This window comes from Candidatus Binatota bacterium (genome assembly GCA_012960245.1).
Taxonomy (GTDB): domain Bacteria; phylum Desulfobacterota; class Binatia; order UBA1149; family UBA1149; genus UBA1149.
Genome location: DUBO01000042.1, coordinates 30,170 through 51,058, shown reverse-complemented (window position 1 = coordinate 51,058; position 20,889 = coordinate 30,170). Strand labels below are relative to the sequence as shown.

The window sequence follows — 20,889 nt, the reverse complement described above, 5'->3', positions numbered from 1 at the left end:
GGTCAGTCGGCGCCGGGGCCGTTGTCCGACGCGCCGGCGGCACGCAGCTTGCGGTGATCCCAGCTCGTGGTCTTCTCGGGGTGAAACACCAACGCCACCCTCTTGCGTACGGCCTCTACCACGTGAGGCCGAGAAAGATCTTCTGGAATATCCTGGTACTTGTTGGCCGACTTAACCCCTATCTCCACGCAAAGATCCTGATCGTCGATGACGTCGTAGTAACCGCGCTGAAAAACGCCGCGCAGGGTACCGTAGGTATCACCGTCTTCGACCAGGGCGGACCCCCTCGGGTCGCGCCGCAGGTTGACGACTTTCTGCGAAGCTCCGTAGGTGTGCATCGAGATAAGACCGTCCACCATCGAGTACCACATGGGCATCATGTGGGGTACGCCGTCGTGGTTGTTGCTGCCAACTATCACGGTCTGTGCGTTCTCTATGAACGCGCTGATTTCTTCTTCGCTGAGCGCTATGCGATCGCGTACATTAGCCATGCTTGTCGTGTTCCCCTGTAGCCCGAGCGGTCAGTCCATAAAGTCTTCGAGCTGCTGCAGTTCCCGCTCAAAACCGCTGCCGCTCAGATCATCGTCCAGATCGTCGCCTATGCCGCTGCCATCCATGCCATCGTCGTCAAACTCTTTTTCAATCTGCAGATCACGGTCTGCCTGCTCCCGAAACGCGCGCTCGGCCGAGGTCTCCCCCTCTAGACGCGACGGGGGCTCGACCATGCGGGGTTTTTCGATCTCCGGCCAGTCGTCGTCCAGGAAGGGGTCGGGTAGCATGAGTTCATTGCGCTCGCCCTGCCCCGCCCCCGGCTCCTGGTCGTCAACGTAGGCCACCAGGGAAACAGGTGCCAGGCACAGGGCTGCAAAAAAAAGTGCGCAGATTGTCAACCGGGCCATGCCTCAGGGTACCCCGACAGTGACCATCGCGCCAGCAGATTCTGGCCGTTTACCAGCCTCCTCAGGGCAAAAAGACCCGGCGCCTCCCTCAGGCCACGAAGATCGCGTCGCTGTGCCAGCTGTCGCTGATCCGCCCGTTGTCCATATTTACGTCGGGGATGTAGTTGCGCAGCATGCGCACCTTTGACAGCAGCCTGAAGGTTGATACGTCCTCTATCGCCTTCTTTCCATGGTTGGACTTGAGTGCGGGCAGTATTTCTTCCTGGAATCGCTCAACGATATCCGCGTCCGACACCCCGTCGATGATCATCACCAGGGCCACCCGGCCGTCGATCTCGGCCACGTGGGATTCGTAGACCGAGCGGGTGAATACGGTCACGACCTTGGGCTCGCGGTTTATTTCTTCCAGGAAGCGGCTGAGCCGCACGTCGACCTCAAAGCGGATGATGTACATGTGCCGGCACTGAAAATGGCCGGTGCCCGACTCGCCCATGTCGAGTTCGGTGAAGTAGCGCAGAAGTTGGTCCTGCTCCATGCGCGCGCGCTTCCGGCTGACCGTCCGCACCGGGATTCGGTTCTGCTCGCCCAGCTTGTTGTCCGACAAGCGGGGGTCGCGAACCAGGGCGCGGACGATCTTCAACTCCTGGGCATCGAGTATACGCGGGTCGGTTTTTCGTCTAGTCATGGGTAGTAATCTGACGAATCCCCGGTGTTCTGTCAACCTTTTGGCCTGATTTGGTCATTCTAGCTTAGCTATTGACAGATTCCCTACTTTCTACTAGCTTTCTTGTCTCGGCCGGAGCGCGTAGCACTCGAGCAACCGGCGCGGACACAGCTAATGAGACAACTCAGCGACGGCAGCATACCTTCTCTCTACCTCCCGGAGACCGAACACGACGCCTGCGGTATTGGGTTCCTCGCCCGCCTGGACAACGTCCCCACCCACGACCTGATCGAAAAAGCCCTCTCGGGACTCCACAACCTTGACCACCGCGGCGCGTCGGGCTGCGACCCCGAGTCGGGTGACGGCGCGGGCGTGCTCATACAGGTCCCCGATCGTTTTCTGCGCACCCGCGCAGAAAAACTGGGAATCCCCCTGCCCCCAGCCCGGGAATACGGCGTCGGCATGCTTTTTCTGCCCCGTGAAGCTGCCGAGCGTAGCCTCTGCGAAGAAATCGTGGCCAGCGCCGCCAGGAGCGTGGGCCTCGAAGTGCTCGGCTGGCGCGAGGTCCCCTTCAACGAGCAGCACTGTGGTAGCACGTCGCTTACGACCAGGCCCGACTTTGCCCAGGTGTTCGTGGGTAAGAACGGGCTCGAACTCGACGAGGAATCATTCGAGCGCAAGCTCTACACCATGCGCAAGGTGGCCGAGAACAAGGCCGCGGCCGCCGGCGGCGCCTCGGCGAGGGATTTCTACCCCAGCAGCCTGTCCTGCCGTACGCTGGTCTACAAGGGCATGCTGCTCACCGGCCAGCTGGCCAGTTTTTACCCCGACCTCGCCGAAGCAGACATGGAGTCAGCCCTGGCGCTGGTGCACTCGCGCTTCAGCACCAACACGCTGCCCGCATGGAGCCTGGCGCAACCGTTTCGCTACATGTGCCACAACGGCGAGATCAACACCTTGCGCGGCAACATCAACTGGATGAACGCCCGCGAAAAGCTGTTCGAATCGTCGACTTTCGGGCCCGAGCTCGAGCGCCTGCTGCCGATAGTAAAGCCCGGCCAGTCCGACTCGGCCACCTTCGACAACGCACTGGAGCTTCTGTTCCAGACCGGCCGTGAACTGCCCCACGCCGCCATGATGATGGTGCCCGAAGCCTGGGAAAAGCACGACGACATGGACCAGCAACGCCGCGACTTCTATCGCTACCACGGCTGCCTGCTTGAGCCCTGGGACGGACCGGCCTGCATTCCCTTCACCGACGGCCACCGCGTGGGTGCCATACTCGACCGCAACGGGCTGCGCCCCTCGAGATACCTCGTGACCAAGGACGGACTGGTGATCGTCGCCTCGGAAACGGGCGTGATCGACGTACCCCCCGAAAACGTGGAGCGCAAGGGACGCCTGCAACCGGGCCGAATCTTTCTCGTTGACCTCGACGAGCACCGCATCATCGACGACGAGGAAGCCAAGGCTGCCATGGCGGCACGCCTGCCCTGGGGAGAATGGCTCGAGAGGAACGTCGTCGAACTCGACGAGCTGCCCGAGCCCGGCGGGATGCCGGCAACGACCACCGGTGGCGAACTGAAGACCGCCCAGAAGCTCCACGCCTACACCCGCGAAGAACTCAAAATGCTGCTGCTGCCCATGGCCCGTGACGGCCAGGAACCATTGGGCTCGATGGGCACAGACACCCCCCTGGCCGTGCTGTCGAACCAGCCGCAGCTACTCTACAACTATTTCAAGCAGCTGTTCGCCCAGGTGACCAACCCGCCCATAGACCCCATCCGCGAAGAGCTGATCATGTCGCTGGACGCCATGTGCGGGCGCCAGCAGAACCTTTTCGACGAGACCGAGGACCACTGCCGCCAGCTGCACATACCCGCGCCCTGCATCAGCAACGACCAGCTCGCGCGCATACGCGAGATCGACGCCAACGGTATACACAGTACGACCCTCGACTCCCTGTTTGATGCGTCCGGCGGTGAAGACGCCCTGGACGAGGCGCTGCAGGCTATCTGCAACCAGGCCTCGGAGGCCGTAAAAAAAGGCTTCGACATCATCATCCTCTCCGACCGCGCGGCCGACGCCGAGCGCGCGCCGATACCGGCGCTGCTGGCTATCGGCGCCGTCCATCACCACCTCATACGCGAGGGCAGCCGAACGCTGGTCGGGTTGGTAGTGGAAAGCGGCGAAGTGCGCGAGGTGATGCACTTCTGCCTGCTGTCGGGCTACGGCGCGTCGGCCGTAAACCCCTGGCTGGCCATGGATACGCTCAATGCCCTCGCGGGCAAGGGCGCGCTCGATGGAGTGTCGGCCGAACAGGCCGTTGAGAATTACTGCAAGGCTATCGGCAAGGGTCTGCTCAAGACCATGTCGAAGATGGGCATCTCTACGCAGGCCAGCTACCGCGGCGCGCAGATCTTCGAAGCCATAGGCATCGCCCCCGAGGTCATAGAGCGTTGTTTCTTTGGCACTGCCTCTCGCATAGGCGGGATCGGCCTCGATGTGATAGCCGAGGAGTCGCGACTGCGCCACGATCGCGCCTACGGACAAGCGGTGGGCGACGCCGACGCGCTTGAAACAGGCGGCCAGTACCAGTGGCGTCGGCGCGGAGAATACCACCTGTTCAACCCCGAAACCGTGTCGAGGTTGCAGCTGGCGGTACGCTCGGGCGACTACGAGGTATTCGGGCAGTACAGCAAGCTCGTCAACGAGCAGAGCAGCAACCTGTGTACGCTCAGGGGCCTGATGAGTTTCAGGAACGACACCACGCCCGTACCCCTCGACGAAGTTGAAGCGGCCACCGAGATCGTTAAGAGATTCAAGACCGGCGCCATGTCCTACGGCTCGATCAGCCGCGAAGCGCACGAAAACCTGGCCATCGCCATGAACCGCATAGGCGGACGTTCCAACACGGGCGAAGGCGGTGAGAACCCCGACCGCTTCAAGCCCATGGCCAACGGCGACTCGGCCTGCTCGGCCATCAAGCAGGTGGCCTCGGGCAGGTTCGGCGTGACCATCAACTACCTCACCAACGCCAAGGAACTGCAGATAAAGATGGCGCAGGGAGCCAAGCCCGGCGAGGGCGGCCAGTTGCCGGGACACAAGGTGGACCGGGTGATAGCCCGCACCCGCTACTCCACGCCGGGGGTAGGCCTGATTTCTCCCCCGCCCCACCACGACATCTATTCCATCGAGGACCTCGCACAGCTCATCCACGACCTGAAAAACTCAAACCCGGCGGCGAGGGTCAGCGTCAAGCTGGTTTCCGAGGTCGGGGTGGGCACGATCGCGGCCGGGGTATCGAAGGCAAAGGCCGACGTGGTGCTCATAAGCGGCCACGACGGCGGCACCGGGGCTTCGCCTCTCAGCTCGATCAAGTACGCCGGTGCGCCCTGGGAACTGGGACTCGCCGAGACCCAGCAGGTGCTGGTGGACAACGACCTGCGCAGCCGCATCAGGGTCGAGACCGACGGACAGCTCAAGACCGGGCGCGACGTGGCCGTGGCTGCCATGCTCGGTGCGGACGAGTTCGGATTTGCGACCGCCGCCCTGGTGGCGGAAGGCTGCATCATGATGCGCAAGTGCCATCTCAATACCTGCCCGGTAGGCATCGCCACCCAGGACAAATCGCTGCGCAAAAAATTCTCGGGCACGCCCGAACAAGTGATCAACTTCATGATGTTCGTGGCCGAAGAACTTCGCGAGATAATGGCCGCCATGGGAGTGCGCTCCGTGCAGGAGCTCACCGGTCGCGTGGATCTTCTCAACATTTCTGAAGCCGTGGACCACTGGAAGGCGCGCGGGTTGGATCTCGCGCCCATACTCGCCCGCCCGCCGGCCTTACCCGGCGTGGGCATAAGCGGCACCGGTACCCAGGATCACGGCCTGGAAAAAGCGCTGGACAACGAGATCATCCAACTGGTGCGGGCAGCCCTGGACGAGGGCAAGGCGGTGGCGATTGACCTGCCTATTGCCAACACCAACCGCACCGTGTGTACCACCCTGAGCCACGAGATAACGAAGAAGTACGGTGAAGAGGGCCTGCCCGACCACACCATCAAGCTCAATTTTACCGGCTCTGCCGGGCAAAGCTTCGGTGCCTTCATGGCCCCCGGCATAACCGCCCACATCCACGGTGACGCCAACGACTACTTCTGCAAGGGAATGTCGGGCGGACAGGTGAGCATAGCCCCGCAGGCCGAGGCCTCCTTCGTGGCCGAGGACAACATCATCATTGGCAACGTGGCTTTCTACGGCGCCACCGCCGGCGAAGTGTTCGTGCGCGGCCAGGTAGGCGAACGCTGCTGCGTGCGTAACAGCGGCGTCACGGTCGTTGTCGAAGGCGTGGGTGACCACGGCTGCGAGTACATGACCGGTGGCCGACTGGTGTGCCTGGGTACCACCGGGCGCAACTTTGCTGCCGGGATGAGCGGTGGGTTTGCCTACGTGCTCGACGTCGACGGGCGCTTCGCCGAGCGCTGCAACATGGGAATGATCGAGTTGTTCAAGCTCGATGACCCCGACGAGGCGGCCGAGATCAAGCGATTAGTGCAGCGACACGTACAGCTCACCGGCAGCGAGCTGGCCGAGCGCCTGCTCGGCGACTGGAACAACACCCTGGCGCGGTTCGTCAAGGTGTTTCCCAGCGAGTACCGACGCGTGCTCGAGGAAACCGAAAAGGAGAAAAGCGGCGCCGCCGCCCAGGCCTCGGCCTGAGCAAGCGACAGCGCCGCGAGGCAATCACGGTGAGTAAAGCTACGGGCTTCATGGATTTTGAACGGGAGACGCCGACTCGGCGACCCGTCAAAGAACGGCTGGGCGACTACCGCGAACTTGAGGGCAAGCTTGATGCCGACGCGCTCAACCGGCAAGCGGCCCGCTGCATGGACTGCGGCGTACCGTTCTGTCACAACGGCTGTCCGCTGGGCAACACCATCCCCGAGTTCAACGACCTCGTTTACAACCACGAATGGCGCGAAGCCATCTCGGTGCTGCACGAGACCAACAACTTCCCGGAGTTTACCGGCCGCGTCTGCCCCGCCCCCTGCGAAGAGAGCTGCGTTGTCAACATCAACAGCGACCCGGTCAACATAAAGCTGATCGAGAAAAACATCATAGACCGCGCCTGGCAGGAAGGCTGGATCACCCCGCTGCCCGCGCCGGTCAAGACCGGGAAAACCGTTGCCGTGGTAGGCTCGGGTCCAGCCGGCATGGCGGCTGCCCAGCAACTGGCCCGTGCCGGTCACGACGTGACCCTCTTCGAGCGGGCCGACCGCGTGGGGGGGCTGCTCAGGTACGGGATTCCCGATTTCAAGATGGAAAAGCAGCTCATCGATCGCCGCGTGGAGCAGATGCAGGCCGAGGGTGTGACCATGCGCTGCGGTGTAGACGTGGGTAGCGACATCGGTACCGACAAATTGAGGGCAGATTTTGATGCCGTGGTACTTTCGCTGGGCTGCACGGTGCCGAGAGACCTCGAGGTCAGCGGACGAGAACTCGAGGGAGTTCACTTCGCCATGGACTTTCTACCCCAGCAGAACAAGCGCGTAGCCGGCGACACCGTGCCCAAGCAGGAGGCAATTCTCGCCGAGGGCAAGCACGTGATCGTGATAGGCGGTGGCGACACGGGCAGTGACTGCGTGGGAACATCTAACCGCCAGGGAGCGGCCAGCGTCACCCAGTTTGAGATCATGCCCGAGCCCCCGCACCAGCGCACCGAGAGCATGCCCTGGCCCTACTGGCCCATGATCTACCGTAGCTCGAGCAGCCACGAAGAAGGTGCCGAGCGTGATTTTGCTATCAACACCCGTCGCCTCCTGGGCAAGGACGGAAAGGTAGAGGCACTTGAAGCCGTGCGCATCGAGTGGAAACGCTCGGAGGACGGGCGCATGCAGATGAGCGAGATCGAGGGCAGCGAATTCACGGTGCCGGCCGGGCTGGTGCTGCTGGCCATGGGTTTCACCGGCCCGAGGACCACGGGCCTGGTCGAGCAACTCGGCGTCGCGCTTGACGCCAGGGGCAACATCGCCGCCGACCCCGACTACGCTACAAACGTGCCCGGAGTGTTCGCCTGTGGAGACACGAGGCGCGGCCAGTCGCTGGTGGTGTGGGCGCTGTGGGAAGGACGCGAATGTGCCCGCGGCGTGGATGCTTTCCTGCAGGGCGAAAGTCGCCTGCCCTCTTCACCCGCCCGCCCGGAGACCGGCGGCCGGCCGCTCGCCTAGAGGTACTTCTTCAGCTCGAGGCGACCGATCTGCTCGAGATGGACCTCGTCCGGTCCATCGGCAAGCCTCAGTGTTCGCAGGCCCGAGTAGAGCCTGGCCAGGTTGAAGTCCTGGCAGACACCAGCGCCGCCGTGCACCTGCATGGCGTTGTCGACCACTTTCAGGGCCATGCGCGGGGCTGCTACCTTGATCTGGGCGATCTCGCTGCGGGCTTCCTTGTTGCCCACCGTGTCCATCAGCCATGCGGCCTTGAGCGTCAGCAAACGCGACTGCTCTATATCAATACGAGCCTCGGCTATGCGCGCCCTGGTGACTCCCATCTCGGCCAGGTGACGGCCAAAAGCCTTGCGCTCAAGAGCGCGCCGGCACATGGCCTCGAGCGCCCTCTCGGCCGCACCGACCGTGCGCATGCAGTGGTGAATGCGCCCGGGGCCCAGCCGGCCCTGGGCTATCTCGAAGCCACGGCCTTCGCCCAGCAGGAGATTAGCCACCGGCACGCGCACGTCCTTGAACTCAATCTCGGCGTGGCCATGCGGCGCGTCGTCATAACCGAATACGCTGAGCATGCGCTTGATGTTTATACCCGGCGCATCGAGTGGCACCAGTATCATCGACTGCTGCTGATGGCGGGCGGCGTCGGGATCGGTCTTGCCCATGAAGATCGAAATCTTCGCACGCGGATCGCCGGCGCCCGACGACCACCACTTGGTGCCGTTGATCACGTACTCATCGCCGTCGCGCACGATGGTCGAGCAGATGTTGGTGGCGTCCGAGCTGGCGACCGCCGGTTCAGTCATGCAGAACACCGAACGGATCTCGCCCTCCAGCAAAGGAGCCAGCCACTCGGCTTTCTGCTCCTCGTTGCCGTAGCGCTCAATGACTTCCATGTTGCCGGTGTCGGGAGCCGAACAGTTGAATGACTCCGAGGCGAAGTGGCTACGCCCCATCAATTCCGCCAGCGGCGCGTACTCGAGGTTGCTCAGGCCGGCTCCTCGGCCGCTTTCTGGCAGAAAAAGGTTCCACAATCCGTCGGCCTTGGCCCTGGCCTTGATCTCTTCGAGCAAAGGGATGACACACCAGCGGCCGCCATCCTCGATCTGTTGCTCCAGCTCTTCCTCGTTGGGGTAGAGATTCTCCTCTATGAATGCGCCAACGCGCTCCGCGTAGTCCTTGGTCTTCTGCGAATATTCAAAATCCATTGATTTTCCTCTGTACAGGCCCGCCGGGCTTGCCGTGTGTGCTTGCGCGCGTCGTTCGCCGCAGCGCGATGATCGTAGAGTCACTGTTTAACTAGCCGGAGTCCGCGGGTGAGACAACGTGAAGTCCGGCCCGGACGTCGCCGAACCGTGATTGTTAACGGTCGCTCGGGCCTGCTATCTCGCCGGTGTGCCCAGCTCACAATTGCCACGAAACGTACTGGTCGTAGGCGCATCGCTTGCGGGCCTGAAAACCTGCGAGGGCCTGCGCGAGCGCGGCTTCGACGGAAAACTCACCCTCCTGGGCGCCGAACCTCATCAACCCTATGACCGCCCGCCGCTTTCGAAAGAATTGCTTGCCGGCCGTTGGGATACCGACAAAGTCAGATTGCGCCCCAACGGTCTTGGCGAACTCGAGCTGCAATACTTTCCGGGTGTCAGTGCTACCGGGCTCGACCTCGCCGAAAGGCAGGTGCTGCTCGAAGACGATCGCCGACTGGGCTTTGACGCCCTGGTCATAGCCACCGGCGCGCTGCCGCGGACTCTTCCCGGTCTTGCCGGCAAAGCGCCGTTGGGCCTGCACTACCTGCGCAGCCTCGACGATGCTCTCTGCCTGAGGTCCGCTCTCACCAGCGGCACGCCGCGCGTCGTCATCGCCGGCGCGGGCTTCATCGGCCTGGAGGTCGCCTCGACCTGTCGCGAACTTGGCCTGGAGGTCACGGTCGTCGAACCGAGACCGTGGCCGATGGCGCGCGCGCTAGACCAGGCCACCGGCCAAACAGCAGCACAACTCCACCGCGACCACGGAGTACAACTGCGCTTGCAGCGGATGGTGTCCAGCGTGGAGGGAGCAGGCAGGGTAGAAAGTGTCGTTCTCGATGATGGCGAACGACTGGCGGCCGACCTGCTCGTGGCCGGCACCGGTTGCCGGCCCGCCACCGACTGGTTGGAAAAAAGCGGCCTGGCCCTGGAAGACGGTGTAATCTGCGACGAGTTCTGCAGGGCCGCCCCCGCTATATACGCCGCCGGCGACGTGGCGCGCTGGCAACACCGAGGCTACGGCGAATCGATACGGGTGGAGCACTGGACCAACGCAGTCGAGCAGGCGGGCTACGTGGCCCGTACCCTGCTCGAGCCCGAGCCGCACGAACCGTTCTCGCCGCTGCCATTTTTCTGGAGCGACCAGCACGGCGTCAAGATACAGTTCGTTGGCCGCGCGGGCACCGGCGACACGGTGCAGGTGGTTCACGGCGACGAAGCCGAGTACAGGTTTGTTGCCTTGCAGGGCTTCCGCGATGGCCCGCTCACCGGTGTGCTCACCTTTGCCCGGCCGCGCTACTCGATGATGTACGGCGAGTGGCTCAAACAAGGAATCTCGTTTTCCGAAGCGCTCTCCCGAGCCTCGGCCTGAGAAAGGCCAATGTCACAGGCCACGAGACCCGGCCGGTTTTTTCTGTTAGGGTCGGTTGTCTTATGGACGACCCCACAGCACCCGAACGAAGCCGTTTCGCCGAACTCGCAGCCGACCGAGCAAAAACCTGGCAGCACTTCCCGAGTAGGGGATTCCCCGCCCACGTGGGATTGATACTCGAAGAAGTACGCAGCGACTACGCCAGGATGCGCCTGCCCTTCGGGCCGGAGTTGACGCAACCGGCCGGCATGCTGCACGGCGGTATGGTCGCCGCCCTGCTGGACACCTGCGTGGTTCCGGCCATAGGCAGCGGCTACGACGAAAGGCCCGTGATGCTCACGGTAGACATGAGGACTGACTTCCTGGCACCGATAGTGGGCGACGCGATAGCGGAGGGCTGGATAGAAAAACGCGGCCGTTCAACGGTGTTCTGCCGCGCTTCGGTGCGCAACGAGCAGGGCGAACTGTGTGCCACCGGGACCCTCGTCTACAAGGTGGGTCGGCCGCTGGCAGAGATCACCTCTACTCCAGATTGAGCACGCGCGCGGCGTTGTCGCGCAGGAAGCCTGGCCACACTTCGTCCTTGAGCGGCAGTTTTTCCAGCTCGGCAAAAATCCGCTCGAGACTCAGACCCATGGGAAAGTAGCCGGCGTAGATCAGGCGGTCGCCGCCCCGCGAGTTGGCGTAGTCGATAACCTCCTTGGGATAGTACTTAGGAGCGAAGGCGCTGGTCGAGTAGTACAGGTTGGGGTACTTGAGCATGAGCTTGACGATGAGGTCGGTCCAGGGCTCGCAACCGTGGCGGGTGACAAAGCGCAGCTCGGGAAAGAAGTAGCAGACCTCGTCTATCTGCTCGACGTGCTGGCAAGCCATGGGCAGGCGCGGGCCGGGCACGCCGGCGCAAACAAAAATGGGGATATCCAGGTCGACGCAGGCCGCGTACAACGGGTACATGCGACGGTCGGCGATGGGCACCTGCGGCAGGCAACCAGCCGGAAACGAGGTGGCCGCCTTGACGTTGAGCTCCTTGACCGCCCGCCTGAGATCGCGCACACCTTCCATGCCCATGTTGGGGTTGACCTGGTAGCTGCCGATAAACCGGTCCGGGTTTTCCTTGAGCGCACGACACAGGTCTTCGTGCTCGAGTGTCACGCCGACCAGTGCCTGGGCAATGCCGTACTTGTCCATCTCCGAGAGCGTGTAGGACACGTAGTCGTCAAAGCGATCGCCCTTCTTTGTCTCGGGCACGTCCTTGAACATGTACTCAACCGGGAACTCGAACATCTCCCGGCTCTCGTTGTCGAGCAACTGCGACTTCATGAAATCGTACCACTTACCGCGGTCGTTGGTCGGTATCGAAAGCATGGTATCGATCACGCCTATGTCTTTGGGCATTGCCATCAGCTGTCTGTCTTCCCCCTGTCCATCGCAACAATTCAATCACGGCGGCCACGGCCTGTACAGGGCGGGGTCAACCGTTCTGAGCCCGCTACTTGCTCGATGCCCGCCTGCCGGTTACTCTCCGGAAGCCGCTATGAACCTTGCCGACAGTACCATCGCCGTCACCGGCGCTACAGGCTCCCTGGGCCGCAACATAGTAGAAGTGCTGCTCGCCCGTGGGGCGCGCGTGGTAGGGGTGGTGCGCGACCCCGACAAGGTACCGGGGCTGGCGGACCGCGTGGAGCTCAGGCGCGCTGACCTCGGCGACCGTGGCGCATTGGAAAAAGCGCTCGAGGGCTGCGACGGGCTGGTATCGAACGCGGGTATGCTCAACATCGGCCTGCAGAAATGGAGTGCCCACGAACGCGTCAACGTGGGCGGTATAGAGAACCTGCTGCGGGCGGCAGCCGCCACCGGCACCCGGCGCGTGGTTCACATGTCGTCGATATCGGTCTACAGCTTCCCGGCGCGTAAACCCCTGGACGACGAGCCACCCCTCATGGATGGACTGAGCACGCGCCACCCGCTGAAGGTCTACCCGCTTTCCAAGGCCCTCGGTGAACGACGCGCGTGGAAGCTCGCCGACGAGTTGGGGCTTTCGCTGACCGCGCTCAGGCCCAGCGGAATATTCGGTGCCTGGGACACCGTGTTCTGGAGCAAGGTGAGAGCCCTTTACAGCCTGCCGCTGGCACCGGTACCGGTGGGCTGGCGCATAAGCTGGATATACGCGGGCGACGTGGCCGAGGCTATCGCCCTGTCGTTGGAAAAACAGGCGGCCGTGGGACGCGCTTACAACGTGGCGGGTGACGCTTCTACCACGTTCTGGCAGTTACTGTCGGCGTGGCGACAGGTTGGAGGCCGCACCCCGTTGGCCTGGCTTCCACTACCGCTCCCCATGCGCCGACACTACGACACCCGCAAGCTGCGGGAAGAGCTCGGCTGGCAACCCCGCGACCCCGAAAACGCGATGCGTGACATGCTCGCGCTCGAACAAAAACGTTAGCTACCCCGCGCGCCCCTTGAACTCGTCCATGGCTCGATTGACGCCCATAGCGTTGGCCATAGCGTCGAGCAAGGGCACGGGCAGCAGGCGCATGGCTGGTAGCAGCCTGACCGACCAGGGCAACACCAAGCGTCGGCGACGAAGGCGTATGGCCCTGAGGATGGACCGCACCACTTTTTCTTCCTTGAGTATGGGCATCAAGCGGCTCTTTACGCCGTCAAACATGCCGGTGTTTACAAAGAACGGGCAAATAACCGTGGTGCCCACGCCCGGGGCGAGGCTGCGCAACTCCACCCGCAGCGATTCGTCGAAACCGATCGCGGCCCACTTGCTCGCCGAGTAGTCCGACAAGCGAGCAACGCCCATGTAGCCCGACGCCGATGCCAGCGTCACCACCTGGCCGGCGTTGCGTTCAATCATCCCGGGCAGGAACGCGCGCGTGACCCAGTACAGGGCCAAGGTGTTGACGGCGAAGGTCTGCTCGATCTTCTCGTCGGGAATGTCGAGCAGGTAACCGCCACTCACCACCCCGGCGTTATTGACCAGCAAGTCTACCTCGCCCAGCTCGGCTTTCACCCGGGCAGCAACAGAGGCAACGGTAGCTCGATTGCTGACGTCGCAGCGGAATCCATGCGCCTCGCCGCCCTCGCTGTTTATCTTATCGACCGCGGCCTGCAGGCCGGCCTCGTCAAGATCCCACAACACCACGCGAGCGCCGCCTGCGGCCAACCCCCTCGCTATGCCCAGACCCATGCCGCTGGCCGCGCCGGTGACCAGCGCCGTACGTCCCTTGAATGCTTCCATGCGCCGAGCCTAGCCGTGGCCGGCCGGCAATGGAACGCGGCGTAAGGCCGGATAACAACCGCCCCAGCCTGCGCCATAAGAGCGGTCAGTCAGTCGCGGAAATTGACGTACTGCAGCGGCAGGTCGACCTTGAGGTCCTTGCACAGCTCGATGACCTCCTGCAGGTTATCTCGCTTCTTGCCGCTCACGCGCAGTTGATCGCCCTGTATCTGTGCCTGTACCTTCAGCTTGGCGTCGCGGATCTTCTTGCTGATCGACTTGGCAGTGTCCTGGTCGATCCCCTGCCGGACGGTAATTTCCTGCCTGAGCGAGCCCCCCGATGCTTCCTCGGCCTTGCCGTAATCGAGCGAGCGGGCGTCGACCTTGCGGCGGGTGAGCCAGGAGCTCAGCAATTCGTGTACCTGCTTGAGCTTGAAATCGTCGTCGGCTGTTACCTTGATGACCTCCTCGGACAATTCCAGCGAGCACTTGCCGCCCTTGAAATCGTAACGCTGTTTTATCTCGCGCTGGGCGCTGTTAACGGCGTTGTCTACTTCCTGCATGTCGGTCTGCGATACTATGTCGAATGATGGCATGAAGTCTTCATAGCGCGAGTGCCGGTTTTTCGGAAGCCCCGGCCCCGGGGAGGACCTCGCCCGGCCGGCAGCTCGGCAACAAGGTGTAAACCCGGGGCGGCCTTGAACCGGGCGGCCGGGGCAGTAATTAATCAACCCGGCGCTGCAGGCATGAAGGTATACGCGACAGTAGACGACGTGGCGCTGGGCCCCGACCGTATTGAAAACCTGGCGCTACGGGCCGAGCAACTCGGCTTTGACGGGCTGGTGGTGGCCGAGGGGGTACACGACAGCTTCATACTGGCGGCGCTGGCTCTGCGCGCTACCGAACGGCTGCAGGTGATGACCGGCGTCGCCCTCGCCTTTACGCGCAGCCCGATGAGCACAGCCATCGCGGCCTGGGACCTGGCCTCGATGTCCGACGGCCGCTTCGAGCTTGGCCTGGGCTCGCAGGTCAAGGGCAACATCACCCGCCGTTACGGGATGCCCTGGTCGGCGCCCGCGGCGCGCATGACCGATTACCTGGGCGCGCTGCGTGCCTGCTGGCGGGCCTTCCAGTCGGGCGAGCGACTCGACTACCACTCGGACGCCTACACGCTTGATCGCCTGCAACCGTTTTTCAATCCAGGGCCGATAGCCCAGCCAGACATCCCCGTCTACCTGGGTGCCGTACAACCCGGCATGCTGCGAGTCGCGGGTTGCCATGCCGACGGCATCATCACCCACCCCACCAACTCATCGCCGCTTTGCCTGCGCGAACGCCTGCGCCCACCCCTGGACGAGGGAGCTGCCGCAAACGCCGACCGGGCAACACCAGGTGTCATAGCGAGTTGCTTTGTCGCTACCGGCGCCAACGCCGCGGCCGTGGCCGCCGAGCGAGAGCAGATGCAACAGCTACTGGGCTTCCTGTTCTCCACGCCCCAGTACTGGCCCACCCTCGAGTTGCACGGTTGGTCGGAGCTGGGCGAAAAACTGCTTGCGGCCACGCGCGCAGGCGACTGGCAGAACATGGCCGAGCTCCTCAACGACCGGGTGATGGACGAGCTGGTCTTCTCGGGAACGCACGACGAGCTGGCGCCGTTGTTGCTGAACGCCTACCGAGGACTCGCCACCGGCATCACCCTGCGACTGTCCGCCGATTCACCCGGCAACGATGAAGGGCAGGCAGCAGACCGCGGCCTGGCCGAGCTGGTGGCGGGGCTGCAGGCCGGCTGAAGGCTGCTGGCGGCCGCGAGACCTACCCCGAGCCGTCCCCGCACCCTTACTGTACGCCCGCGCTCAGTCCTCGTAGACGGGTTTACGACCTTCGCTGCGGGCCTTGAGAAACTCGGCCAGGTTGTTGGTGGTAAGGCGCACCAACAGCTGGTTGCGACTTTCCATTTCGATGGCCGCGTCGAGACTCGCGGTCTCGAGATTAGACCACAGCACTTTCTTGGTCATGGCCACGCCGTGCGTCGACAGCTCGCAGATGGCCGCCGCCATGTCGAGGCAGCTGTCCATCAACGCGCCGTCTTCTACCACCCGGCTCACCAGCCCGATGCGCTCGGCCTCCTCGGCACTGACCTTCCTGCCGGTGAGCAGTATCTCGTTGGCCCTCGACAACCCCACCATGCGCGGCAACAGCCAGCTTATGCCCAGCTCGGTACCCGTGAGCCCGTTAATAATGCCCGCACCCTTGAAACAGGACGACGTCGCAGCCACGCGAATGTCGCAGCCCAGCGCCACGCAGAACCCCCCGCCAACGGCCGGGCCGTTTATGGCGCCGATCACCGGCTGCCGCATACCCTTGAGCGCCGGCACTATTCCCGCCATGTAGTCCATGGCCAGGGTCGCAATGCGCGACATCGGCAGGCCGTCCGATCCAGGCGGCAGCCCCGTGTCGTCGAGATCCATGCCCGAACAGAAGCCCGCGCCGGCGCCGGTGAGTATGACCACCTTGCAGTCGTTGTCCCCCGAAACCTCGGCGAGGACGCCGTATAGGTCCTCCACCATTGCAAAATTCATCGGGTTCATGCGGTCGGGCTCGTTGAACCTGACCACGCTCACGTGCTCGCGGGGCTTTTCCAGTAGTACTCGCTTCATCTGCTCTCTTTAACACAGGACGCGCTGCTTGTAACCGCCACGCCTTGTTGCGCCCGGCTGCCCTTTACCCCAGCGCCGGTTCAGGGCAGTTTTACCGCCGGCATGAAGGCGGTCATACAGAGGGTGAGCCAAGCGCGGGTCGAGGTAGACGGGAGCTGCGTGGGCAGCATCGATACCGGCTTCGTGGTGCTCCTGGGCGTAGAGCACGCCGACACCGCCGAGCAGGCGCGGACGCTGGCCACCCGCGTGGCCGGCCTGAGAGTATTTGCCGACGAGAACGGCCGCATGAACCTCGATCTCGCCCAGGTCAACGGCCAGGTGCTGGCGATTTCCCAGTTCACCCTCTGCGCTAACGAAAAAAAATCAGGGCGGCGGCCATCGTTTACCGCCGCTGCGCCACCCGAACAGGCCGAGCCGATCTACCGCGAGTTCTGCGAAGCGCTGCGCGGCCACGGATTGACCGTGGCCGAGGGCGTGTTCGGCGCCATGATGGACGTGAGCCTGGTCAACCAGGGCCCGGTCACGCTCATCCTCTGAAAGCGACTGGCCTCCCCTTCAGGCCCGGTCAAACAGCGCCAGGAAGCCCACCAGGTCCAACGCGCCTCCTTCGACCTTGACGTCGCCGGATGCAAACGCGGCCACCGGGTTGCGACGGCGAACGAGGATGTCTTTCCACGTCGTCGACGCGACCGTCACCGTGACCTCCGGCTCTGCGAAAAAGTAGGGCTGCACCTCGACGACCCCGCGCCTGACGTGCAACATGAACTTCTCTTCGGTGTCGGGAAACACGAAGCCCACCACCCGGTCCACGTCGGCCGCCTTGTCAGCGTCGAGGCGCACAGCCATCGAGCTCATGATGTCGGCGAGCGGAAAGCCGTAGAACATCTCGTCGGTCAGGTTGAGCTCAGGCCCCTCGTCGGGGACGATCTCGCCGCGCAGAAAACCGGCCTGGGTGAGATAAAAATATCTTCCGTTGGGGCTCACCTGGCCCGCCGCCAGCGCTTCGAGGGCACGGGCTTTGAGTGTCCTGAAACCCTCGTTGCCGGGTTCGAGGCGCACGAGCTGGTCGCTCAGCTCGGCCGCCCAGGCCGCATCACCCCCATCCAGGGCTTCCTGCGCCGCCTGCTCAAGCGTGCGCTCGCCCGAAGCGAGTTCGGCCATAAGACGCGCGCGCCGGTCGGGCGCCACCGGAGAAAGCGTGGCCGTGTTGCCGTCAAACCAGCCGAGGTAGCCGTCGAACACCGACCGCACCGACCACTCCACGGTGCCATAGTACTCCTGCAGCCACGGGTTCTCGGCGAGGTGGACAGGCAGGCTCACGAAGTCCACGAGTTCTCCGGGTGTCAGGCCCTTGTTGATCCCGCGTATCGACTGGTCATGAACGTACTGTATAGCGTCGCGGTAATCCCTGAGTTGCTCTTCTATGTGAGCCCCGCCCTCCAGTGGCCGAGTGTGACTGGGCACGAGGTACTCGGGCTGGTAACGGCGCATGGCGTCGAGGCTGCGTACCCAGTCCATGACATCGCGGTAACCGGTGCCGCGTATGGTGTAGAGGTTGGGAAACGCGCGGTAGAAATTATCGCCGGGCAGCAGGGTCCTGCTGTCGGGCAGCCACACAAATAACTGGTCGGGCGTCTCCCCGGGTGCGTGCACGAGCCTGATGCGCACGCCTGCAATCTCAACGTCGAGCTCGTCGTCAAAAGTATGCGTGGGCCTGATCAAGGCCGCGGTGCCGCCACCGTGGCCGGTGTGCAGGCGCGGCCCTATGCCGCAGTTCACCTGCTGGTCTTCGGGAAGGTAGTTTCCGAACATCTGCATGCTGCGGTGCACGATGGCCGGCCTCACCACGTTGATGATGCGGTTTATATGAGCCTCGGTGCTGCTGTGCGCGTATACCGCCGGCGGGTTGTCGGGATCGTCCACGAAGGCGCGCGCCCCCAGCACGTGGTCGCTGTGGTTGTGGGTATATATGATGGCAGCGACGGGCTTGTCGACCAGCCGGCGAAACGCCTGCCGCACCTCGTGCCCGGTCTCCAGGCTCTCGGTGGTGTCAACGATAATGACGCCGTCGTCACCTTCGATCATTATGGCGTTGGCCAGCGCGTAGCCCACCGCCACATGCACGCTTTCATTGACCCGGTAGATCTTTTTCTCGAATTCGGCGCTGTGCTGCGCGAGACCCTCGGGGCTGGCCACCAGGCGCGGGCCGTCAGTGCTGTCGTCGGCTCGGCCGCACGCGAAGGAGGACAGCAGCAGTGTCATCATCAGCGCTGGCATCAGCGCTGGCACCAGCGCTGGCATGGTCTTGTAGTTGAGTCTCAAGTCGAGTTCCCCCTTCGCCCGGCCGGCTTCGCCGGCGCGTGACGGAACACTTTGTCTGTTGTCACTGTCGACGGCAACTTGTAAGTGAAACACCACCATGAAGTTTGCCTGCGCCACCGCCATGAACGACCCCCTGCACTTCGTCGAACTTGCGCGGGCTGCCGAAGGTCACGGTTTTGCCGCCGTGGCTGTGTCCGACCACCTGGCCTTTCCGCGGCAGCTTGAATCCAAGTATCCCTACACCGATGACGGGCTGCCCTGGTGGGACCAAGAGACAACCCCCTGGCCCGACCCGCTGGTGGCCATCGCCATGATGGCCGCCGCCACCGAGACCCTCGAATTCTTTACCAACATTTACGTCCTGCCTGCCCGCCACCCCGTACACGTGGCAAAACAACTCTCCACGCTGTCGGTAATGAGCCGCGACCGCGTGGCCCTGGGCGTGGGCATGGGTTGGATGCGCGAGGAGTTCGAGCTGGCCGACCAGCAGTTTGCCGCGCGCGGTCGGCGCGCCGACGAAGCCATAGCCGTCATCCGCAAACTTTCGACCGGGGGCTGGCAGCAACACCACGGCGAATTCTACGACTTTCCCGAGATCACCATGCAGCCGAAGCCTCCCGCGGCGCCGAGAATCCTGGTGGGCGGCACTTCGCAGCGGGCCCTGAAACGCGCGGCCGAAAACGACGGTTGGATTTCCGAACGGCAGAGCAGCGAAGAGATTCTCGCCTCGCTCGATTGGATCGAGCAACGGCGGCGTGAGCTGGGCAAGGCCGACTCCCCTTTTGAGTCCTGGGTGTCGCCCATCGATGCCTTTGAACCGGCAGCCATAAGTGAGCTGGGCAAAAAAGGAGTCACCGGCATACTCACCATGCCCTGGGTGCTGTACGAAGGCCGCGAACAGGTCCCGCTCGACGCCAAGCTGTCGGCCTTCGAGCGTTACGCCCGCGAAGTGATACAGCCGGTTAACAGCGACTGACAGCCGGCCTTTCAGCCGACAGGCTACTTCAGCTGGTCGCCGTAACTGTTGAGCTTCCAGCCCGAGCCGTCGTTGCTTTCTTCAAAAGTGCGCACGTAGCCGGTGCGGCTGATCTTCCAGGAGCCGTCAACCCGGCGATACTCGTCGTGGTAAAAAGCCGCGCCGCGCAAGCGCGCGTCGGCCTCCACGAAGACCAGGTAATCCTCGAGATACCAGGTGCCGCGCGCGCTGTCGCTGCCGGTCAGCTCAATTTCGGGATGGTGGCCGTGGTGCAGGCTCACGATCTCGCTGCTACCCAACGAGCCGCTCAGAAACTCCATTATCGCGTCGCGGCCCTGGTAGGAGTACTTGCCGCTGTCGTAAGCCGCGCTGCAGTCCTGGGCCAGGCAGTCGGCCAACCCGTCCCAATCCTTGCTGTCCAGGCAACGAAAATAGCGGTACTTGAGCTGGCGTATCTCTTCGATGTCGTCGAGCTTTGCCACCGTCACGCATCCTCGCCGTCGGGTTCCAGCCCCATCATGCTCCGAAAGCCCACGCTGTGGCCGGCCGTCATGCCGCCGTCTATCACCAGCGAGTGACCGCTCACGAACGACGCGTCTTCGCTCGCCAGGAACAGCGCCCCGGCGGCTATCTCGTGGGGCTCCCCAATGCGGCCAAGCTGGTGATGCTCGATAAAGGAGTCGAGGTATTCTTCCATGCCCTGCTCAAACAGCAGTGCCGTCAAGGGCGTGCGAACAAAGCCCGGGCAGATTGCGTTCACCCGTATACCCATCCGGCCGTAGTCCATGGCCATGTTCTTGGTGAGCAATACCACGCCCCCCTTGCTCGCGTTGTAGGCGCTGCCACCCTCGGTGCCCTCCAGTCCCTCGATGCTCGCGATGTTTATCACACTGCCCGAACGGCGCTCCATCATGTGCGGCAGGACGGCCCTGTTTACTAGAAAGGTGCCCTTGAGGTTGACGTCAATGATACGGTCCCACTCCTCTATAGCGAGATCGTGAACCGCACCGCCGCCGCCGACCCCGGCGGCGTTTACCAGCACGTCTATGGACCCGAAGTCGTCGGCCACGCGGGCAACGGCTGCCGACACCGCGTCGGGATCGGTCACGTCGGCAATTTCAAATCGCGCAGCCCCGGCCGAAGCAGCTACCTCGACCTCGGTCCAGGCCTGCGCATCGGGCTGGGCCAGGTCCAGGCCCGCTACGCGCGCGCCCTCGCGGGCAAACGCCAAGGCCGTGGCCGCGCCTATGCCAGAGGCTGCACCGGTTACCAGCGCTGTCTTTCCTTCAAGTCTCGCCATTGATTCCCCCT

Annotated in this window: 19 protein-coding genes; 8 read left to right on the top strand and 11 right to left on the bottom strand. The window is 63.4% G+C overall.

What is annotated here, in order from left to right; all coding sequences use genetic code 11:
* Positions 1–2: 2 nt before the first annotated feature.
* The 3 genes from EYQ35_07125 to EYQ35_07115 all read right to left on the bottom strand — a co-directional run bounded on the left by EYQ35_07125 (position 3) and on the right by EYQ35_07115 (position 1,584).
* Positions 3–491: a PPOX class F420-dependent oxidoreductase gene (locus tag EYQ35_07125; protein ID HIF63905.1), complete on the bottom strand. Its 489-nt coding sequence runs from the start codon at positions 489–491 to the stop codon at positions 3–5.
* Between the two features lie 30 nt (positions 492–521).
* A complete protein-coding gene (locus EYQ35_07120; GenBank protein ID HIF63904.1) occupies positions 522–899 on the bottom strand; it encodes a hypothetical protein in 378 nt (125 codons plus the stop codon).
* Positions 900–987: 88 nt separating this feature from the next.
* Entirely contained in the window at positions 988–1,584 is a 597-nt protein-coding gene (locus tag EYQ35_07115) for an Lrp/AsnC family transcriptional regulator (GenBank protein HIF63903.1), read from the bottom strand.
* 153 nt (positions 1,585–1,737) lie between these two features.
* On the opposite strand from EYQ35_07115, the gene gltB reads away from it, so the two are divergent.
* Positions 1,738–6,282, top strand: coding sequence for a glutamate synthase large subunit (gltB, locus tag EYQ35_07110; protein HIF63902.1), 4,545 nt, complete (start codon positions 1,738–1,740; stop codon positions 6,280–6,282).
* A gap of 29 nt (positions 6,283–6,311) precedes the next feature.
* Positions 6,312–7,790, top strand: coding sequence for a glutamate synthase subunit beta (locus EYQ35_07105; protein ID HIF63901.1), 1,479 nt, complete (start codon positions 6,312–6,314; stop codon positions 7,788–7,790).
* Here EYQ35_07105 and EYQ35_07100 read toward each other — a convergent pair.
* On the bottom strand, positions 7,787–8,989 hold the full coding sequence (locus EYQ35_07100) for an acyl-CoA dehydrogenase (GenBank protein HIF63900.1): 1,203 nt from the start codon (positions 8,987–8,989) through the stop codon (positions 7,787–7,789). The two genes, EYQ35_07105 and EYQ35_07100, sit on opposite strands and share 4 nt — an antisense overlap.
* A 151-nt stretch (positions 8,990–9,140) precedes the next feature.
* On the opposite strand from EYQ35_07100, the gene EYQ35_07095 reads away from it, so the two are divergent.
* Both EYQ35_07095 and EYQ35_07090 read left to right on the top strand, forming a co-directional pair.
* Positions 9,141–10,397, top strand: a complete 1,257-nt coding sequence (locus EYQ35_07095) for an FAD-dependent oxidoreductase (protein HIF63899.1) — start codon at positions 9,141–9,143, stop codon at positions 10,395–10,397.
* A 62-nt stretch (positions 10,398–10,459) separates the two neighbouring features.
* Positions 10,460–10,933 carry a PaaI family thioesterase gene (locus tag EYQ35_07090; GenBank protein ID HIF63898.1) on the top strand — a complete coding sequence of 158 codons (474 nt, stop codon included), beginning with the start codon at positions 10,460–10,462 and terminating at the stop codon, positions 10,931–10,933.
* On the opposite strand, the gene EYQ35_07085 is transcribed toward EYQ35_07090, so the two are convergent.
* Complete coding sequence (locus EYQ35_07085) at positions 10,920–11,798, bottom strand: amidohydrolase (protein HIF63897.1); 879 nt, start codon at positions 11,796–11,798, stop codon at positions 10,920–10,922. The genes EYQ35_07090 and EYQ35_07085 overlap by 14 nt on opposite strands.
* Between EYQ35_07085 and EYQ35_07080 the strand changes: the two genes are divergently transcribed.
* Positions 11,716–12,840 (top strand): NAD(P)-dependent oxidoreductase, encoded by a 1,125-nt coding sequence (locus EYQ35_07080; GenBank protein ID HIF63896.1) that lies wholly within the window; start codon positions 11,716–11,718, stop codon positions 12,838–12,840. The two genes, EYQ35_07085 and EYQ35_07080, sit on opposite strands and share 83 nt — an antisense overlap.
* Here the strand turns inward: EYQ35_07080 and EYQ35_07075 are convergent, their stop codons facing one another.
* Positions 12,841–13,644 (bottom strand): SDR family NAD(P)-dependent oxidoreductase, encoded by an 804-nt coding sequence (locus EYQ35_07075; GenBank protein ID HIF63895.1) that lies wholly within the window; start codon positions 13,642–13,644, stop codon positions 12,841–12,843. It abuts the gene before it with no gap.
* 89 nt (positions 13,645–13,733) lie between these two features.
* The gene (locus EYQ35_07070; protein HIF63894.1) at positions 13,734–14,219 is read right to left on the bottom strand and encodes a YajQ family cyclic di-GMP-binding protein; all 486 of its coding nucleotides are present in this window, start codon (positions 14,217–14,219) and stop codon (positions 13,734–13,736) included.
* A gap of 150 nt (positions 14,220–14,369) precedes the next feature.
* On the opposite strand from EYQ35_07070, the gene EYQ35_07065 reads away from it, so the two are divergent.
* Positions 14,370–15,413: a TIGR03617 family F420-dependent LLM class oxidoreductase gene (locus EYQ35_07065; GenBank protein ID HIF63893.1), complete on the top strand. Its 1,044-nt coding sequence runs from the start codon at positions 14,370–14,372 to the stop codon at positions 15,411–15,413.
* A gap of 63 nt (positions 15,414–15,476) precedes the next feature.
* Here EYQ35_07065 and EYQ35_07060 read toward each other — a convergent pair whose 3' ends face one another.
* A complete protein-coding gene (locus tag EYQ35_07060) occupies positions 15,477–16,280 on the bottom strand; it encodes an enoyl-CoA hydratase (protein ID HIF63892.1) in 804 nt (267 codons plus the stop codon).
* Between the two features lie 102 nt (positions 16,281–16,382).
* On the opposite strand from EYQ35_07060, the gene EYQ35_07055 reads away from it, so the two are divergent.
* A complete protein-coding gene (locus tag EYQ35_07055; GenBank protein HIF63891.1) occupies positions 16,383–16,817 on the top strand; it encodes a D-tyrosyl-tRNA(Tyr) deacylase in 435 nt (144 codons plus the stop codon).
* A gap of 18 nt (positions 16,818–16,835) precedes the next feature.
* Here EYQ35_07055 and EYQ35_07050 read toward each other — a convergent pair whose 3' ends face one another.
* Positions 16,836–18,725 (bottom strand): MBL fold metallo-hydrolase, encoded by a 1,890-nt coding sequence (locus tag EYQ35_07050; protein ID HIF63890.1) that lies wholly within the window; start codon positions 18,723–18,725, stop codon positions 16,836–16,838.
* Between EYQ35_07050 and EYQ35_07045 the strand changes: the two genes are divergently transcribed.
* Positions 18,700–19,578 carry a TIGR03619 family F420-dependent LLM class oxidoreductase gene (locus EYQ35_07045; protein HIF63889.1) on the top strand — a complete coding sequence of 293 codons (879 nt, stop codon included), beginning with the start codon at positions 18,700–18,702 and terminating at the stop codon, positions 19,576–19,578. The two genes, EYQ35_07050 and EYQ35_07045, sit on opposite strands and share 26 nt — an antisense overlap.
* Positions 19,579–19,601: 23 nt before the next feature.
* On the opposite strand, the gene EYQ35_07040 is transcribed toward EYQ35_07045, so the two are convergent.
* Positions 19,602–20,066 (bottom strand): nuclear transport factor 2 family protein, encoded by a 465-nt coding sequence (locus tag EYQ35_07040; protein HIF63888.1) that lies wholly within the window; start codon positions 20,064–20,066, stop codon positions 19,602–19,604.
* Positions 20,063–20,878: an SDR family oxidoreductase gene (locus tag EYQ35_07035; GenBank protein ID HIF63887.1), complete on the bottom strand. Its 816-nt coding sequence runs from the start codon at positions 20,876–20,878 to the stop codon at positions 20,063–20,065. The genes EYQ35_07040 and EYQ35_07035 overlap by 4 nt, the downstream gene beginning before the upstream one ends.
* Between the last annotated feature and the right edge of the window lie 11 nt (positions 20,879–20,889).

Bases quoted from the DNA above. Each gene is read 5' to 3' on its own strand.
- EYQ35_07115 (HIF63903.1), bottom strand. From the start codon at position 1,584: ATGACTAGACGAAAAACCGACCCGCGTATACTCGATGCCCAGGAGTTG.
- EYQ35_07070 (HIF63894.1), bottom strand. From the start codon at position 14,219: ATGCCATCATTCGACATAGTATCGCAGACCGACATGCAGGAAGTAGAC.
- EYQ35_07120 (HIF63904.1), bottom strand. From the start codon at position 899: ATGGCCCGGTTGACAATCTGCGCACTTTTTTTTGCAGCCCTGTGCCTG.
- gltB (HIF63902.1), top strand. From the start codon at position 1,738: ATGAGACAACTCAGCGACGGCAGCATACCTTCTCTCTACCTCCCGGAG.
- EYQ35_07035 (HIF63887.1), bottom strand. From the start codon at position 20,878: ATGGCGAGACTTGAAGGAAAGACAGCGCTGGTAACCGGTGCAGCCTCT.
- EYQ35_07100 (HIF63900.1), bottom strand. From the start codon at position 8,989: ATGGATTTTGAATATTCGCAGAAGACCAAGGACTACGCGGAGCGCGTT.
- EYQ35_07075 (HIF63895.1), bottom strand. From the start codon at position 13,644: ATGGAAGCATTCAAGGGACGTACGGCGCTGGTCACCGGCGCGGCCAGC.
- EYQ35_07045 (HIF63889.1), top strand. From the start codon at position 18,700: ATGAAGTTTGCCTGCGCCACCGCCATGAACGACCCCCTGCACTTCGTC.
- EYQ35_07055 (HIF63891.1), top strand. From the start codon at position 16,383: ATGAAGGCGGTCATACAGAGGGTGAGCCAAGCGCGGGTCGAGGTAGAC.
- EYQ35_07050 (HIF63890.1), bottom strand. From the start codon at position 18,725: ATGGCGGTGGCGCAGGCAAACTTCATGGTGGTGTTTCACTTACAAGTT.
- EYQ35_07090 (HIF63898.1), top strand. From the start codon at position 10,460: ATGGACGACCCCACAGCACCCGAACGAAGCCGTTTCGCCGAACTCGCA.
- EYQ35_07065 (HIF63893.1), top strand. From the start codon at position 14,370: ATGAAGGTATACGCGACAGTAGACGACGTGGCGCTGGGCCCCGACCGT.
- EYQ35_07085 (HIF63897.1), bottom strand. From the start codon at position 11,798: ATGGCAATGCCCAAAGACATAGGCGTGATCGATACCATGCTTTCGATA.
- EYQ35_07125 (HIF63905.1), bottom strand. From the start codon at position 491: ATGGCTAATGTACGCGATCGCATAGCGCTCAGCGAAGAAGAAATCAGC.
- EYQ35_07080 (HIF63896.1), top strand. From the start codon at position 11,716: ATGAAATCGTACCACTTACCGCGGTCGTTGGTCGGTATCGAAAGCATG.
- EYQ35_07060 (HIF63892.1), bottom strand. From the start codon at position 16,280: ATGAAGCGAGTACTACTGGAAAAGCCCCGCGAGCACGTGAGCGTGGTC.